The 16249-nt window shown below is 64.3% G+C and carries 14 protein-coding genes and 1 riboswitch; of the genes, 3 read left to right on the top strand and 11 right to left on the bottom strand.

Annotated elements, in window-relative coordinates; all coding sequences use genetic code 11:
- Positions 1–112 precede the first annotated feature (112 nt).
- Positions 113–1657 carry an AhpA/YtjB family protein gene (locus tag AC3IYG_RS02615; protein WP_489312168.1) on the top strand — a complete coding sequence of 515 codons (1545 nt, stop codon included), beginning with the start codon at positions 113–115 and terminating at the stop codon, positions 1655–1657.
- Positions 1654–2190, top strand: a complete 537-nt coding sequence (locus tag AC3IYG_RS02610; protein WP_489312167.1) for a metal-dependent hydrolase — start codon at positions 1654–1656, stop codon at positions 2188–2190. The genes AC3IYG_RS02615 and AC3IYG_RS02610 overlap by 4 nt, the downstream gene beginning before the upstream one ends.
- A gap of 38 nt (positions 2191–2228) precedes the next feature.
- Here AC3IYG_RS02610 and AC3IYG_RS02605 read toward each other — a convergent pair whose 3' ends face one another.
- The 9 genes from AC3IYG_RS02605 to AC3IYG_RS02565 all read right to left on the bottom strand — a co-directional run bounded on the left by AC3IYG_RS02605 (position 2229) and on the right by AC3IYG_RS02565 (position 11496).
- Complete coding sequence (locus AC3IYG_RS02605; RefSeq protein ID WP_489312166.1) at positions 2229–2942, bottom strand: PqiC family protein; 714 nt, start codon at positions 2940–2942, stop codon at positions 2229–2231.
- Between the two features lie 138 nt (positions 2943–3080).
- Complete coding sequence (gene parC / locus AC3IYG_RS02600) at positions 3081–5333, bottom strand: DNA topoisomerase IV subunit A (protein WP_489312165.1); 2253 nt, start codon at positions 5331–5333, stop codon at positions 3081–3083.
- A gap of 7 nt (positions 5334–5340) precedes the next feature.
- Positions 5341–5865, bottom strand: a complete 525-nt coding sequence (locus tag AC3IYG_RS02595; RefSeq protein ID WP_489312164.1) for a retropepsin-like aspartic protease family protein — start codon at positions 5863–5865, stop codon at positions 5341–5343.
- Entirely contained in the window at positions 5862–6860 is a 999-nt protein-coding gene (locus AC3IYG_RS02590) for an esterase-like activity of phytase family protein (protein ID WP_489313823.1), read from the bottom strand. The genes AC3IYG_RS02595 and AC3IYG_RS02590 overlap by 4 nt, the downstream gene beginning before the upstream one ends.
- Positions 6857–8761, bottom strand: a complete 1905-nt coding sequence (gene parE, locus AC3IYG_RS02585) for a DNA topoisomerase IV subunit B (RefSeq protein WP_489312163.1) — start codon at positions 8759–8761, stop codon at positions 6857–6859. The genes AC3IYG_RS02590 and parE overlap by 4 nt, the downstream gene beginning before the upstream one ends.
- 19 nt (positions 8762–8780) lie before the next feature.
- Positions 8781–9407, bottom strand: coding sequence for a YqiA/YcfP family alpha/beta fold hydrolase (locus AC3IYG_RS02580; protein WP_489312162.1), 627 nt, complete (start codon positions 9405–9407; stop codon positions 8781–8783).
- Between the two features lie 92 nt (positions 9408–9499).
- Positions 9500–10315, bottom strand: a complete 816-nt coding sequence (cpdA, locus tag AC3IYG_RS02575; RefSeq protein ID WP_489312161.1) for a 3',5'-cyclic-AMP phosphodiesterase — start codon at positions 10313–10315, stop codon at positions 9500–9502.
- Positions 10316–10435: 120 nt separating this feature from the next.
- On the bottom strand, positions 10436–10888 hold the full coding sequence (locus AC3IYG_RS02570; protein WP_489312160.1) for a DUF1249 domain-containing protein: 453 nt from the start codon (positions 10886–10888) through the stop codon (positions 10436–10438).
- Positions 10879–11496, bottom strand: coding sequence for an NUDIX domain-containing protein (locus tag AC3IYG_RS02565; RefSeq protein ID WP_489312159.1), 618 nt, complete (start codon positions 11494–11496; stop codon positions 10879–10881). Before AC3IYG_RS02565 ends, AC3IYG_RS02570 begins: the two co-directional genes overlap by 10 nt.
- Positions 11497–11709: 213 nt before the next feature.
- Here AC3IYG_RS02565 and AC3IYG_RS02560 point away from each other — a divergent pair, with 213 nt between their 5' ends.
- Entirely contained in the window at positions 11710–12456 is a 747-nt protein-coding gene (locus AC3IYG_RS02560) for an RsiV family protein (protein WP_489312158.1), read from the top strand.
- Between the two features lie 65 nt (positions 12457–12521).
- On the opposite strand, the gene cytX is transcribed toward AC3IYG_RS02560, so the two are convergent.
- Both cytX and thiC read right to left on the bottom strand, forming a co-directional pair.
- Positions 12522–13811 (bottom strand): putative hydroxymethylpyrimidine transporter CytX, encoded by a 1290-nt coding sequence (cytX, locus tag AC3IYG_RS02555; RefSeq protein WP_489312157.1) that lies wholly within the window; start codon positions 13809–13811, stop codon positions 12522–12524.
- Positions 13812–13991: 180 nt separating this feature from the next.
- On the bottom strand, positions 13992–15881 hold the full coding sequence (gene thiC, locus AC3IYG_RS02550; protein ID WP_489312156.1) for a phosphomethylpyrimidine synthase ThiC: 1890 nt from the start codon (positions 15879–15881) through the stop codon (positions 13992–13994).
- 138 nt (positions 15882–16019) lie between these two features.
- Positions 16020–16125, bottom strand: a riboswitch (TPP riboswitch).
- Positions 16126–16249: the final 124 nt, after the last annotated feature.

Below are 16249 nucleotides of genomic sequence, written 5' to 3'. Positions count from 1 at the left end.
AGGCGCACATTCTAACCACTTTCAGCACCCTACGGGCACGCACGGCGCTTTGCCCACCCCTGAGCGCTCGTTATACTGCGCGGCAATTCCATTCAAGAAAGAGCCGAGCTCTGTGAACCGGCCCGCACCCGTCAAACCTGATAACTTCTTCCTGCTGATCTTTCACGCGCTGCGCCAGCGGCGCGTGCCCCTGGCCCTGCGCATTGCCAGCCACAGCTTGCTGCTGGTAGCGCTGGCCCTGGTGATCTACGCCCTGGTCATGGGCATGCAGTTCAAGCAGGCCATGCAGCAGCAGGCCGATGCCCTGGGGCAGAGCCTGATCACCCAGACCGCCTCCTCGGCCACCGAGCTGCTGGTGTCCAATGACATCCTCAGCCTGAATGTGCTGCTCAACAACCTGGTGAAAAATCCGCTGGTGGCCCATGCGGCCATCTTCAGCGTGGATAACCGCATCCTCGCCGAAGCCGGCTCGCGGCCGACCCAAGGCATGCTCGGCGAGGCCGAAGGCCTGTACTCAACGCCCATCACCTTCCAGGAAGTGATAGCTGGACACCTGCGCATCAGCCTGGACATGCAGCAGTTCCAGCAGCCGATGACCATCAGCCTGCAGAGCATGGGCCTGCTCAGCCTGATCCTGCTGGCGCTGACCCTGAGCCTGAGCCTGCGCCTCGGCCGGCATATCTCCACACCACTGATGCAGCTGCGCCTGTGGTTGCGCGACCCGGACGACCCGGCCCCCGGCGCTGGCCGTCAGGACGAGATCGGCGACCTGGCCCGCCAGCTGCAGGCCCGTCTGGTGCCGGAGAAGCCACAACCGGCACTGCCAGAAGAGCCTGAATACCGCGAAGACAGCTACGCCGAAGCGGACTATGTCGAAGAGGACGAGGACTATCTCGACGACACCGACAATGAACCGGCCTTTGAAATCCGCGATCTGCGCGATCCGACTTTCGATAGCGAGGATGAAGACGGCGAAGCACCGAGCCGCCTGGCCGCTGTCGATGACGACCCGTTCGCCGACCTGCGCGTCCCGCAAGCCGAGACCATGCCGAGCCCCGTCAGCGATAGCGATAGCGAGCCGCAGCGCAGCGCCGTACTGGCCATCCAGCTCGGCGCCCAGGAACAACTGCGCCGCCTGCCGCGCGCGCGACTGATGGACCTGCTGCAACGCTATCGGGATTGCCTCGACCAGGCCGCCGCGCTCTACCAGGGCGTACTGCATACCCTCAAGGACGGCAGCAGCCTGATGCTGTTCAACAGCCTGGACAGCGGCGAAGACTACCTGACCCACGCCATCTGCTGCGGCGAGCTGATGCGCGCCCTCGGCCACGCCCTGCAAATCGAGGTCGCCGACAGCGGCATCACCCTGCAATTGCAGCTGGGCCTGACCGACGGCGAAGACCTCCTCGACCTCGGCCAGGGCGAGCTGCTGCTCAGCGACACCGTCCAGGATGCCCTGGCGCTCTCGCAGCACAGCCGCAACCTGCTGCTGGTCGAGCGGCGCATTGGCGATGACCCGCTGCTGCGCCAACGCGTGCGCATCCGCGCCATCGCCAGCCCGGAAGGCGCCTGCTGCGTCGAGCGCCTGCTGGAACCCTACCCCTCGCTGCTGGAGCGGCAACTGGCACGCATGCACGAGCACCCGACGGGCCCTTGACCACCCTGATCAGCCATCCGCTGCCGGTACTGGCCCTGGGTCTGGTACTGGGCAGCCGTGTGATTCCCGCGCGATTACTGGCGGCAGGAATGGTCGCCGCCTGCCTGCCCGACCTCGACATGCTGGCCTTCAAGTTCGGCATTGCCTATGCCGATACGCTTGGCCATCGCGGCTTCAGTCACTCCCTGCTATTTGCCGGACTACTCGGAATATCCGGCGCGCTCGCTTGCCGCCTGCTTGGCGCCGGGCCGATCAGGAGCGGGTTGTGGATCGCCCTGGCCTGCGCCTCCCATAGCCTGCTGGACGCATTCACCGATGGCGGCCTGGGCGTCGCCTGGCTCTGGCCCTGGAGCGAACAGCGTTATTTCCTGCCATGGCGACCGATTGCGGTCTCGCCCTTTATCAGCGGCTTCTTCAGTCCCCGCGGGCTCGCCGTGCTGGCCTCGGAAGCACGCTGGGTCTGGCTACCCTGCCTGGGACTGGCGCTGCTGGGCATTGGTCTGCGCCGAGCATTGGCGCCGCGCAACCAATAAAAAGCCCGCATTACGCGGGCTTTTTATTAGCAGGCCGGTTAGAAGCGGAAGACTTCCGCATCGGTACGTACCGGCGCCGCCTTGGGGATCTGCGGCCCAGCGGGTTCCTGGGAAGCGCGGGGGCGCACCGGGGCGGCGGGCACCGGCTTGCGGGGCTCCTCGACCAGGGGCTCGGACAACGGCTTGATGGCCGTCGCCAGTTGCTCCGCCAGACGGCGCAGAACCACGCTTTGCGCCCGCACCTGATCGGCGGCAGCCCCATGATGCGGCTCTTCCAGATGGATCAAGCGGCTCTCGCGCAATTGCCCGCGCTTGTCCAACAGCCGCCACTGAGCTTCCAGCACCGCTGGCTGCTGCGGCCCGGAATCCAGACGCGTGATCGCCAGCACCACCTGCACATCCGGAACAAAACCGGCCGCGCCCGGCGCCAGCACCAGGCGCTGACTGTCCAGGCGCCACGCCAGCTGGCGCAACAGCAGTTGATCGATATCGGCCCCCAGGCCGCCCGCCCAGCGCGCTTCGTTGACCGAGGTCAGGCTACCGTCGGGCTGGCGCTGCAACAGCGTTTCACTCTGCAGGTAGTCCGCCACCGAAACCGGCCCCAGCAGCACGGCCAGGCCTTTGTTTGGCGCCGGCAAGCCTGGATTGCCACTATCCAGCTGATAGAACATCTGCGGCGGATGGCTGACGCAACCGACCAGGCCGAGCAAGCTGCCGAGCAATAGGAGCAAGCGAAAACGCAACACCATCATTCATCTCATCCAAGCGGCGGCCCGATGGCCGCCCGCAGTCAAAACGCCGCCTTGAAAGGCTCCACGAGGGCCTATCATCCGTTAATCCTCCGCGCGACTCCAGCGTCTCGCGGCTCGACGCGACCAGCAGGCCTGCTTCTAGGCCTCGACCAACAGCCCGTCGACACGCTGGAAGCCGCGTGGCAGTTTGTTTCCGCGCCGACCGCGCTCGCCTTTGTAGTGCTCCAGGTCATCGGCTTTAAGCGACAAGGTGCGCTTGCCGGCTTGCAGCACCAGGGTTGCTCCGCCCGGCAACACGGCCAGATCGGTGAGGTATTCCTCGCGGCTGGCCACCCGTTCGCCGGGGATGCCTATGATCTTGTTGCCTTTGCCTTTGCCCAGCTGCGGCAGATCGCTGACCTTGAACAACAACAGACGCCCTTCGGTCGTCACCGCCGCCAGCCAATCTTCTTCGCGGTTGGCCACGGGGCGCGGCAACAGCACTTTCGCGCCGTTCGGCAGGCTCAGGAGCGCCTTGCCGGCTTTGTTCTTGGCTTGCAGGTCCTCACCTTTGACGACGAAGCCGTAACCCGCATCCGAAGCGATCACATACAGCGCATCGTCTTCCGGCAGCAGCACGCACTCGAAGCTGGCGCCCGGCGGTGGCGTCAGGCGACCGGTCAGCGGTTCGCCCTGGCCGCGGGCCGACGGCAACGAATGCGCCGCCAGCGAGTAACTGCGGCCGGTCGAATCGATGAACACTGCATACTGGTTCGAGCGGCCCGGCGCGGAAGTCTTGAAGCCATCGCCGGCCTTGTAGGACAGGCCGGTGGCGTCGATATCGTGGCCCTTGGCGCAACGTACCCAGCCTTTTTCCGAGATCACCACGGTAACCGGCTCGGTCGGCATCAGCTCGGTTTCCGACAGGGCCTTGGCTTCGGCCCGCGCAACGATTGGCGAGCGACGCGCATCGCCGTAGGTTTCGGCATCGGCGATCAGCTCGCTGCGCACCAGCTTGCGCAATTTGCTTTCGCTGCCCAGCAGGGCCTGCAATTTGGCTCGTTCCTTGGCCAACTCTTCCTGCTCGCCGCGGATTTTCATCTCTTCCAGCCGCGCCAATTGGCGCAGGCGGGTATCGAGGATGTAGTCGGCCTGAATATCGGTGAGGGCGAAACGCTCCATCAGCACGGCTTTCGGCTGTTCCTCGGTACGGATGATGTGAATCACCTCGTCCAGGTTGAGGAAGGCGATCAGCAAACCGTCCAACAGGTGCAGGCGCCGCTCGACCTTATCCAGGCGGAACTGCAGGCGCCGGCGCACGGTGCCGATGCGGAACACCAGCCATTCGCTGAGCAGTTCGCGCAGGTTCTTCACCTGTGGCTTGCCGTCCAGGCCGATGATGTTGATGTTGACCCGGTAGCTGGACTCCAGCTCCGTGGTGGCGAACAGGTGCTGCATCAGTTCGTCGGCATCCACGCGGTTGGAGCGCGGGATGATGACCATGCGGCACGGGTGCTCGTGATCCGACTCATCGCGCAGGTCGGCGACCATCGGCAGCTTCTTCGCCTGCATCTGCGCGGCGATCTGCTCCAGCACCTTGGCGCCGGAGACCTGATGCGGCAGCGCGGTGATGACGATGTCGCCATCCTCGACGTGGTAGACCGCGCGCATGCGCACCGAGCCCTTGCCGGTTTCGTAGATTTTCAGCAGGTCGGCACGCGGGGTGATGACCTCGGCCTCGGTCGGGTAATCCGGCCCCAGCACATGTTCGCAGAGCTGCTCCACCGTCGCGTTCGGCTCATCGAGCAGGCGCACGCAGGCGGTCGCGACTTCGCGCAGGTTGTGCGGCGGTACGTCGGTGGCCATGCCCACGGCAATACCGGTGGTGCCATTGAGGAGCAAGTTCGGCAACCGCGCGGGCAAAACAGCCGGCTCGTCGAGAGTGCCGTCGAAGTTCGGCACCCAATCGGCCGTACCCTGCCCCAGCTCGCTGAGCAGCACCTCGGAATAGCGCGACAAGCGCGCCTCGGTGTAACGCATGGCGGCGAAGGATTTCGGATCGTCCGGTGCACCCCAGTTGCCCTGGCCGTCGACCAGGGTGTAGCGGTAGCTGAACGGCTGCGCCATCAGCACCATGGCTTCGTAGCAGGCCGAGTCGCCGTGCGGGTGGAACTTGCCGAGCACGTCACCGACGGTACGCGCCGACTTCTTGTGCTTGGAGTCGGCGTCCAGCCCCAGTTCGCTCATGGCGTAGACGATGCGCCGCTGCACGGGCTTAAGGCCGTCGCCGATATGCGGCAAGGCGCGGTCCATGATCACGTACATGGAGTAATTGAGGTAGGCCTGCTCGGTGAAATCGGCCAGGGAGCGCCGCTCCACGCCGTCCAGGCTCAGGTCCAGGGAGTCGCTCATGCGTGCCTCATCGAGTAATGGTCTGGCGCAGCACCAAAGTGCCGTCGCGCTGGGTGAATTCGAGTTGTTTCAGCGCACTCATGCCGAGCAGTACGTCGTCGCCGTGCATGCCGGGGGCGACCAGCGCGCGCACGTCATGCAGAACGATATCGCCCAACTGCAGGCGCTCGAGATGGGTGCGATAGCCGGTACTCAGGCCATTGGCGGTATTCAAGGTGACCGGCGCGCCGCGCTTGAGCCCGAGTCGCTTGGCCAACTCGGCCGGGATCGCCACATCGGTGGCGCCGGTGTCGAGCAGGAACAGCACGGTTTGGCCATTGATCTGCCCGCTGGAGAGGAAATGCCCCTGGCCATTGCCGGCCAAGCGCACTTCGATATAACCCTCGCCGCGGGACGAGGCCGGCACCTGGTTGGGGTTGCGCTGCTCGTCCTCCCACTGGCCGAAGAAGCGCGTCGCCAGCAGCAGGCCGGCCCCCCAGGCCAGCACCAGCATCACCCGCCCAGCCCGCCGACCGACGCTTTGCGCCGTCATGGCGTAGCACCCCAGCCGCCGGCGGGGGCGGCGAAACGCCAGACGATCGGCCGCGCCTCGCCATCGCCACGGGCCTTACCGCCGTTATCCACGCCGACCCAGGCACCTTGCGCATCGAGCCACAGCCCCTCGGCCGCCCCGAACGGCTGGCTATAGCGGCGCGCATCGGTCAGTGCCTCCTTGGCGAACGACCAGCAGCGCTCGACTTCGCCAGTCTCCAGCTTGCGCCGGCAAATACGGTGCGCCAGGCGCTCCAGGGTGAACAACTGGTTCTGCAAGAGCGCGGCATCGGAAAAATCGCGGGCCCGCGGCGGGCTGTCGAGCTGCGCTGGCGGCGCCTCGTTGCCGCCCTCGCTGAGCACTACGCAACCGCCGGTGCAGCGCCAACCCGACTGCTGCTTGTGCAGCACCAGCAAACCACGGCGCTCGCGCTCGGCGGCCAGCCACAGGCGCTCACCCGCCGGATCGACGGCCACACCCTCGAACTGCGCATTGAAATGCAACAACATGCCACTGGCCCGCGCCTGGCGTACCAGGTTGGGTGGCAGGCTCAACCAGCTCGCCGTGCCCGCCAGCGGGATCTGCAGCACCCCGCCGTGGGCTTCGCTGAGCAGATAGCGATTGCCTTTGCTATCACAGCTCAAACCTTCGAAATCCATGGCTCCGCCACGCACCAGGCTCGCCACCCAGGTGCGCATGCGCAGCCCCCAAGGCAAGCCGTTGTCCGGCGGCGCGGGTGCCTGGAACAGCTCGGCTTCAGCATGCAGGGCATCAACGCCGGCCGTCAGCCGGTACAGTCGGTCATCTTCGCGATCGGAAACCGCCCACAGCGCATCGCCGCACCAGGCCAACCCGGACAAGTTGCCGCCCGGCATGCCCTCTACCGGTTGTTCGGCCAGCAGCTGCAACTCTTCAACGGGTTGCAACCCGTCCAGCGGCTGCGCCAGTGCCGGTGTGGCAATCAGCAGCAGCGCGGCGAACAGCCTCCGCATCAGGCCAGAACCTCGGCCAGGTTACCCTTGGACTCCAGCCAGCTCTTGCGATCACCGGCGCGCTTTTTCGCCAACAGCATGTCCATCAGCTCCTGGGTGGAATCGAAGTCTTCCAGTGTCAGCTGCACCAGACGGCGGGTGTTGGGGTCCATGGTGGTTTCGCGCAGCTGTGGCGGGTTCATCTCACCGAGGCCTTTGAAGCGCGTGACCTGCGGCTTGCCGCGTTTCTTCTCGGCCACCAGACGATCGAGAATGCCATCGCGCTCGCCTTCGTCGAGGGCGTAGAAAATTTCCTTGCCCAGGTCGATGCGGTACAGCGGCGGCATCGCCACGTACACGTGACCGGCATCCACCAGCGGGCGGAAATGGCGCACGAACAGGGCACAGAGCAAGGTGGCGATGTGCAGGCCGTCGGAGTCGGCGTCGGCGAGGATGCAGATCTTGCCGTAGCGCAGCTGAGTCAGGTCGGCCGCGCCGGGATCGACACCGATCGCCACCGCAATGTTGTGCACTTCCTGGCTGGCCAGCACTTCACCGCCATCGACTTCCCAGGTATTCAGAATCTTGCCGCGCAACGGCAGGATCGCCTGGAACTCCTTGTCGCGCGCCTGTTTGGCCGAGCCGCCGGCGGAATCGCCCTCGACCAGGAACAGTTCGGAACGCATCGGGTCCTGGCCCGCGCAATCGGCCAGCTTGCCGGGCAAGGCCGGGCCCTGGGTGACGCGTTTGCGCTCAACCTTCTTGCCGGCCTTGAGCCGACGGCCGGCGTTGTTGATCGCCAGCTCGGCCAGTTGCAGGCCCAACTCCGGGTGCTGGTTGAGCCACAGGCTGAAGGAATCCTTGACCACCCCGGAGACGAACGCCGCCGCCTCACGGGAGGACAGCCGCTCCTTGGTCTGCCCGGAAAATTGCGGCTCCTGCATCTTCATCGAGAGGACGAAGGCGATGCGCTCCCAGACATCTTCCGGAGCCAGCTTGACCCCGCGCGGCAGCAGGCTGCGAAATTCGCAGAACTCGCGCATCGCATCCAGCAGGCCTTGGCGCAGGCCGTTGACGTGGGTGCCGCCCTGGGCGGTGGGGATCAGGTTGACGTAGCTTTCCTGCACGCTCTCGCCGCCTTCGGGCAGCCACAACAGCGCCCAATCCACCGCCTCTTTGTTGCCGGCGAAGGTGCCGCAGAACGGCTCGTCGGGCAGCCGCTCGACTTCGGTGACCGCATCCACCAGGTAAGAGCGCAGGCCGTCCTCGTAAAACCACTCGACGCGCTCGCCGCTGGCCTTGTCCTCGAAGCTGACCGCCAGCCCCGGACAGAGCACGGCCTTGGCCTTGAGCACATGCTTGAGGCGGCTGACGGAGAACTTCTGCGTATCGAAATACTTGGGATCGGGCCAGAAATGCACGCTGGTGCCGGTGTTGCGCTTGCCGACGCTGCCGACCACTTCCAGGTCGCTGGCCTTGAAGCCATTGGCGAAGGTCATGCGGTATTCGTTGCCGTCGCGCTTGACCCGCACCTCGACGCTGGTCGACAGCGCGTTGACCACGGAAATACCAACGCCGTGCAAGCCACCGGAGAACTGGTAGTTCTTGTTGGAGAACTTCCCGCCGGCGTGCAGTTTGGTGAGGATCAGTTCGACGCCCGAGACGCCCTCTTCCGGGTGGATATCCACCGGCATGCCGCGGCCGTCGTCGCTGACTTCCAGCGAGTTGTCCTCATGCAGAATCACCTGCACCGATTTGGCGTGACCGGCCAGGGCTTCGTCGACGCTGTTGTCGATGACTTCCTGGGCCAGGTGGTTGGGCCGGCTGGTGTCGGTGTACATGCCCGGGCGTTTGCGCACCGGGTCGAGGCCGGAGAGGACTTCGATGGCGTCTGCGTTATAAGAGCTGGATCCTTGCTGGGCCATGGGTCTCGTTCGTCAGTCGTTAAATGTCGGAAAAATCAATGTCATGCCAGCGGGCGCGAGGGAAGCCAGCGAACGCCAACAGCTCGGGCAAGCGCGCGGCAAAGCCCTGGAAACCATGGTCGCCGCCAGCGTGGATGCGCAGTGCACAGGCCCGGTAGTAAGCCTCGGCCTGACGGTAATCGAGCGTCTCGTCGGCGGTCTGCAGCCATACCTGGTAACGCGCCGGGTCGCATGGCGGCGGCACTTCCAGTTCGGCCAGCGCCGTCACGTGATCGGTCGTCAGCTCCCAGCTCTCGCCGCTGTAATAGTTCTGTTGCGTGCCGAGGCGGCCCTCGAACAACCGGTGCGGGCGGACCGCCGGATTGATCAGGACGGCCTTCAGGCCATGGCGCTCGGCCAGGTGGGTCGCATAGTAGCCGCCAAGGGAGCTGCCGACCAGCACCGGCCGGCCCAGCTCGGCAATGGCCGATTGCAACTGTTCGACGGCCTGGCGCGGGTGATGGTGCAACGCCGGTACGCGCACCTGTGCCGCCCAGCCCAGGCGCTCCATGACCTGCAGCAACTGGCTGGCCTTGAGCGACGCAGGCGAACTGTTGAGGCCGTGAATATAGAGAATGGAGGGGATTTCAGTCAGCACGCGGGCCATTCCTAAATCGTTTGCCGCGCACTTTAGCAAAGCCTTGCGCGCCTTGGTCAGCCAACTTTCAAGCCAAGGCGAGCAAAACCTGGCACCTCGGTTCAGTAACCTTTGACGCTGTAGTCCACGACGAACGGAATGCCGGTGACCCTTGACACGCCGGTTTCCAACCGCCCATCGGCATGCAGGCGCAGCCAGCGATAACCCGGCGCCTCCTGATCGACCTGGAATTCTTCGCTCCCAGGGGCGAACTGGACACAGGTCGATGGCGAAGCGAGCAAGCGCACACCGTTGCGCAACTGGTCGAACTCCTGGTGGATATGCCCCCAGAGCAACGCCCGCACCTGCGGGAAACGATCCAGCACGGCGAACAACTCATCGGGGTTGCGCAACCCGATCGGCTCCATCCAACGGCAGCCAATCGATACCGGATGGTGGTGGAAGCAGATCAAATGGTGTCGGTCGGGCGCCTCGCTCAACGCGCGGGCGAGCAAATTGAGCTGCTGCTCGTCCAGATAACCCGGTACCGAGCCTGGCACGGATGAGTCGAGCAAGGTGATGCGCCAGCCACCGAGATCCACCACCGGCTCCAACAGCTCGGTGCCGGCACAGGCGCTGCGCATGGCCGGCAGCTCATCGTGATTACCGGCGAACCAGCGCGCCGCCGCCGGGATAGCCGCTGTCAGTTCACGGAAGCGCACGTAGGACTCGAGCGAGCCATCCTGGGACAGATCGCCGCTGGCCAGGATCAGATCGATCTCCGGCTGTTCGTCGAGCACGCGCTCGATCACCCGCTGCAGGCTGGCCTGGGTGTCCATGCCAAGCAGTTTGCCGTGTGCATCAGCAAAGAGATGGCTGTCGGATAACTGCACCAGCAGCACCGAGGAATCAGCAGCGAGAGTGGGCGAGCTCGGCAAGGCCGTCTCCTTGAGCGGGGTCGGAGGAATTATGGTGGCTCAAGCGGGTAACGGTAAAGCCGCGATATGGGCGTGGATCACAGTTAGCACGCGCCAAGACGCCGGTAGCGGCGGGTTTGCCTAGCGGACCGGCTCCAGTTCGTGGCCACAGGCCAGGCAATGGCTCAGCCACTCGCCGAGGAACAGGTTGAGCTGGGTCTTCTCATCCGGCTGGTGCATTGCCGCATTGGGGTAGGGGTAAATGCTGCGAAAGCGCCGCGCATTCTCCGCGCTGATCACTTCGGCCATGCGCGCATCGTGGTAGACCCGCACTTCCAGCTGCGGCACCGGCAGCCAGGGCAGGCTGTGCTCCTGACGCACCTGCAGGGTGGTGGTATAGGGGCAGGCCTCCAGCACATCCAGCGCCAAAACACCCAGCAACCGCTCCCCCTGGCTCAAGGCCACCCGGCGCGAACCCCGCTCGTCGCGCATGGCCGGCAACAGGCGCATCAGCCGCGCGTAGTTGGCCTCGCACGCGGCTTGCAGCTCGATCAGGTCGACGCGATAACGTTCTCGCAGCAGGTTCACACCCACAATCCCCTCACTTCGGCACGATTGAGTGCCAGCCATTGCAGCGCAATGATGCTCGCCGCGTTGCAGATACGCCCATCGCGCACCGCAGCCAAGGCGTCCGCCAGCGACCAGACATGCACGCGAATATCCTCCCCCTCCTCGGCCAGCCCATGCACGCCACCGGCGCCAGCGCTGTCGCAGCGACCGACAAACAGGTGTACCCGCTCGTCCGAACCACCCGGCGACGGGTAGTACTGGGTAATCGGCCACAACGCGCCGAGGGTCAAATCAGCTTCCTCTACTGCTTCGCGGCGCGCCACCTGCTCCGGCTCTTCATCCTTGTCGATCAGGCCGGCGACCAACTCCAGCAACCAGGGGCTCGAACTTTTCTCCAGGGCCCCGACGCGGAACTGTTCGATCAGCACCACGCAATCGCGCTGCGGGTCATAGGGCAGCACGCAGACCGCATCGTGCCGCACGAACAGCTCGCGGCTGATCTGCGGGCTCATGCCGCCGGCGAACAGGCGATGACGCACATGCACGCGGTCGAGTTTGTAGAAACCACGGAAACAGTTTTCCCGCTCGACGATTTCTACATCCGCTGGCCCTGGGATAAAAGTATCGCTCATCGGTTCCCCGCTCTAATTGCTGTTGCGCGCCGAAGAAAGTCCCTGGCTTAACCTCATCCTAGCGCGCCTGCACAACCACCGCAGCCCCTTTCAAGATCACCCACGGGCTGCCAGGATACTCGGCCCATTCAATCGGCCCGACGGCGAACTCAGCTCGCCGTCGACAGTCGAACCCAGGCTCAGATTGAAAACCCGGAACCGCCAAGGAATGCCATGCACTTGCTGAAAATCGCTCTAATCGCCACCCTGGCCCTGGCCTTAAGCGCCTGCCAGAGCCTGTTCCAGGCCGATCCCACGGCCCAGATCAGCGCCACCCGCTCGGCCTGGGAACACACCCAGACCGGTTGCCAGGGCGACGAATGCCCGCTGGTCAACATCGACACCCTGAGTTTCGCCGCTGAACCGGCGCTCGACAGCCTGATCGAGCATGAACTGCTGGAAATGACTGGCGATACCCCGGAGGCCGCGCCGCCCGCTTCGCTGCAAGCCTATGAACAGGCTTTCTTGCAGTCGGCGCAGCCCGGCTGGAACAGCTATTTGCAAGCCAAAGTACGCGAGCAGCATGACGGCCTGGTGATCATCGAGCTGTCCAGCTACCTGTCCACCGGCGGCGCCCACGGCATGCCCGGGCGGCGCTTCATCAACTACGACCGCAAGCTACACAAGGCACTGACCCTGCAGGACATGCTGCTACCCGGCCAGGAACAGGCGTTCTGGCAAGCCGCACGCCTGGCGCACCAAGGCTGGCTGGCGGCCAGCCAACTCGACCAGGACCCCGAGTTCGTCAAGAACTGGCCGTTTCAACCCACCGAAAACGTAGCCCTGACCTTCGGCGCGGTAACCCTCAAGTACGAGGTCTACGGCATCGGCCCCTACGCTTCCGGCCACCCGGAATTGAAAATCCCCTACCCGCGCCTCAACGGCATTCTCAAACCGCAGTACTTCCCCGGCCGCGGCTGAGCGACTTACTCTTTCAGGCGGATAGATAACCGCGGAGCGGGCCCAACCCAGTGGTGGCTATTTGTTCACGACGAATAAGCCGCCCGGCGCACACTCATACGGCCCAGACCGAACTGCAGTACCCCGGCCAACAGCAAGGCAGGTAAGGTCGCGCCGACCTCTGGGTAGAAATGCGCCAGCAGGTGATAGGTCGTTACGCCGCCCACCCAGGCCGCAAACGCCGCCCAGCGCAAGCCGGCCACCGCGCTGAGGGTGGCGCGGCGACGCAGGATGAAGTGGTCGACCAGCACCACCCCGAACAACGGTGCGAACACCGAACCGATCAGCAGCAGGAAGTTCTGGTACTGCGCCAAAGGTGCGAACCAGGCGATCAAGGTGCAGATCGCGCCGATGATCAGCGCCAGGCGCTCGACCGACAGCGGCAGCAGGATGCCGATGGAGACCGCCGCCGAGTGGATATCGGCGAAGGCCTTTTCCGACTCGTCGAGCAGGATCAGCAACAGCGGCACGCCCATCCCCGCACCCGCCAGAGCCAGCAACAGGGTATTGACGTCGCCGCTCGCGGCGAATGCCAGGGTGTAGGCCACGCCCAGGCTCATCAGCCAGAAGTTGCCGATAAAGAAGCCCAGTGCCGTGCCGCCGAACACTGACCGGGCCCGTTTGCCGAAACGCGAGTAGTCCGCAATCAACGGCAGCCAGGACAACGGCATGGCGATAGCGATATCGAAGCCAACGGCAAACGGCAGCGAGCCATCGCCGGCACGCGCCCACAATGCCGACAGATCGGCCTTGGCGAACAGGTTCCAGGTCAACCACAGGCACGCCGCCAACAGCAGCCAGATGCCCCACTTGCGCAGCACCCGACGCACGAACGCCAGCGGCCCACTGATCGCCAGCAGGGTCGCCAGTGCACCGAATGCCAAGGTCCAGAGCAGCGGATTGGCCCACAGGCTGTCCGCGCTGAAGGCCCGCGTGCCGAGCAGGCTGGCCGCATCGCGCATCACGATGATCTCGAACGCTCCCCAGCCGACCAGCTGCAGCAGGTTCAACAGCGCCGGCAAGCTCGCCCCCCGAGTGCCGAGGCTGAGCTTCAACGCCGCCATGGACGACAGACCGGTGTCGCTGCCGATCACGCCGACCGCGGCCAACAGCAGGACCCCGACCGCCGAGCCGAGGAAAATTGCCAGCAACGAACCGGACAGACCCAGCCCTGGCGCGAGCAAGGCGCCGGTCTGCAACACCATCAGGCCGATGCCGAGGGAAAACCACAGGGAAAACAGATCGCGCGCTCCGAACACGCGCTGAGCCAGAGGCACAGCTTGGTCGGGGGAATACGTGCTGCTTGGTGTGTTCACGGGTGTTATCTCGAAGGAACAATGTTGTTGTGAAGATGATCATTCCCACGCCCTGCGCGGCAACGCCTCACTGGACGCTCCAGCGTCCGCTCTTGTGACGCAGAGCGTCACGGGCTGCATTCCCACGCCGGAGCGTGGGAATGCAGCCGATCGGTGCACGGGAACGATCGCCGGTTCAAATCAAACCTTTTTGTACAACTGGCTGCCTTCCTGCTTGAAGCGCTCGGCCTGCTCGCGCAGGCCGAGCGCCACGTCGACATCGACGGTTTCAATCCGCTGGTTGGCCGCGTACTCGCGGACTTCCTGGGTGATCTTCATCGAGCAGAACTTCGGCCCGCACATGGAACAGAAGTGCGCCACCTTGGCCGAGTCCTTCGGCAGGGTTTCATCGTGATACGAGCGCGCGGTGTCCGGATCGAGGCCGAGGTTGAACTGGTCTTCCCAGCGGAACTCGAAGCGCGCCTTGCTCAAGGCGTTGTCGCGGATCTGCGCGCCCGGATGCCCCTTGGCCAGGTCAGCGGCGTGGGCGGCGATCTTGTAGGTGATGATCCCGGTCTTGACGTCATCCTTGTTCGGCAACCCCAGGTGCTCCTTGGGCGTCACGTAGCAAAGCATGGCGCAACCGAACCAGCCGATCATCGCCGCGCCGATGCCCGAGGTGATGTGGTCGTAACCCGGCGCGATGTCAGTGGTCAGCGGGCCGAGGGTGTAGAACGGGGCCTCGTCACAGCACTCCAGCTGCTTGTCCATGTTCTCCTTGATCAGCTGCATCGGCACGTGGCCAGGGCCTTCGATCATGGTCTGCACATCATGCTTCCAGGCGATCTTGGTCAGCTCGCCGAGAGTCTCCAGCTCACCGAACTGCGCTTCGTCGTTGGCATCGGCAATCGAGCCCGGACGCAGGCCATCGCCCAGCGAGAAGCTGACGTCGTAGGCCTTCATGATTTCGCAGATGTCTTCGAAATGGGTGTAGAGGAAGTTCTCTTTGTGGTGCGCCAGGCACCACTTGGCCATGATCGAACCGCCACGGGAGACGATGCCGGTGACGCGCTTGGCGGTCAGCGGCACGTAACGCAGCAGCACACCGGCGTGGATGGTGAAGTAGTCCACGCCCTGCTCGGCCTGCTCGATCAGGGTGTCGCGGAACAACTCCCAGGTCAGCTCTTCCGCCGCGCCGCCGACTTTTTCCAGGGCCTGGTAGATCGGTACGGTACCGATCGGCACCGGCGAGTTGCGGATGATCCACTCGCGGGTTTCATGGATGTGCTTACCGGTGGACAGGTCCATGACCGTGTCCGACCCCCAGCGAATGCCCCAGGTCAGTTTCGCCACTTCTTCTTCGATGGACGAACCTAGCGCCGAATTGCCGATATTGCCGTTGATCTTCACCAGGAAGTTACGGCCGATGATCATCGGTTCCAGTTCGGTGTGGTTGATGTTGGCCGGGATGATCGCGCGACCGCGGGCGATCTCTTCACGGACGAATTCGGGGGTGATGATTTTCGGCACGCTGGCGCCGAAGCTGTGGCCGGCGTGCTGCTGATCCAGCAGGCCCGCCGCACGTGCTACTTCGAGCTTCATGTTTTCGCGGATGGCGACGTATTCCATCTCGGCGGTGATGATGCCTTTACGGGCGTAGTGCATCTGGCTGACGTTGGCGCCGGCCTTGGCCCGACGCGGGTTGTTCACGTGAGCGAAACGCAGCTTGGTCAACTCGGCATCGGCGAGACGTTCCTGGCCGAAGTTCGAGCTCAGGCCGGGCAGGCGCTCGGTGTCGCCACGGGACTCGATCCACGGCGAACGCACGTCGCCCAGGCCTTTGCGCACATCGATGATCACGTTCGGATCGGTGTAGGGGCCAGAGGTGTCATAGACCACCACCGGTGCGTTGACCTCGCCGCCGAAATCGGTTGGGGTGACGTCGAGGCTGACTTCGCGCATCGGCACGAGAATGTCCGGGCGCGACCCCTGGACGTAGATTTTTTGCGAGCGGGTAAAGGGCTGAACCGATTGCTGATCGACCTTGGCCGAGTCACTGAGGTTTGTGGCGTTTTTTAGTTTTGTACTCATCACGGGCTCTCCAGACAGTGGTATGTCGGAGTGAACCTGAAAGGCACGGACGCACCAGGACTGGTGCTGTGCTCAACCTCGAACAGCTGCTCATTTCGTGAACAGCAATCCCGGACGGAGCACAAGAGGACTCGCCGGGTGACGAGAAATCTTGTTCCCTACGCAGGCGCTAACCTGATCAGGTTCAACGGGATCCGGATTTATCCGATCTCAGCCTCAACGCAAGGCACCCCGACAAGAACGCGGCCAGTCTAATCAAGGTGGACAGAGAAAACCAACCCGGCAGTCAAAAAACCTGACCAGCCCGTCGGAAAGTGACGCCCGCCACAACGGCGCGCCCGATTGTTCCCGCGAAGCAACATAGCTTG

The organism is Pseudomonas sp. KH_027, from assembly GCF_057838565.1.
This window is presented reverse-complemented; position numbering and strand designations above follow the sequence as displayed.

Excerpts from the sequence above, each read along its gene's own strand:
- parE (WP_489312163.1), bottom strand. The coding sequence starts at position 8,761 with ATGGCCCAGCAAGGATCCAGCTCTTATAACGCAGACGCCATCGAAGTC.
- AC3IYG_RS02595 (WP_489312164.1), bottom strand. The coding sequence starts at position 5,865 with ATGACGGCGCAAAGCGTCGGTCGGCGGGCTGGGCGGGTGATGCTGGTG.
- parC (WP_489312165.1), bottom strand. The coding sequence starts at position 5,333 with ATGAGCGACTCCCTGGACCTGAGCCTGGACGGCGTGGAGCGGCGCTCC.
- AC3IYG_RS02565 (WP_489312159.1), bottom strand. The coding sequence starts at position 11,496 with ATGAGCGATACTTTTATCCCAGGGCCAGCGGATGTAGAAATCGTCGAG.
- AC3IYG_RS02605 (WP_489312166.1), bottom strand. The coding sequence starts at position 2,942 with ATGATGGTGTTGCGTTTTCGCTTGCTCCTATTGCTCGGCAGCTTGCTC.
- thiC (WP_489312156.1), bottom strand. The coding sequence starts at position 15,881 with ATGAGTACAAAACTAAAAAACGCCACAAACCTCAGTGACTCGGCCAAG.
- AC3IYG_RS02560 (WP_489312158.1), top strand. The coding sequence starts at position 11,710 with ATGCACTTGCTGAAAATCGCTCTAATCGCCACCCTGGCCCTGGCCTTA.
- AC3IYG_RS02580 (WP_489312162.1), bottom strand. The coding sequence starts at position 9,407 with ATGGCCCGCGTGCTGACTGAAATCCCCTCCATTCTCTATATTCACGGC.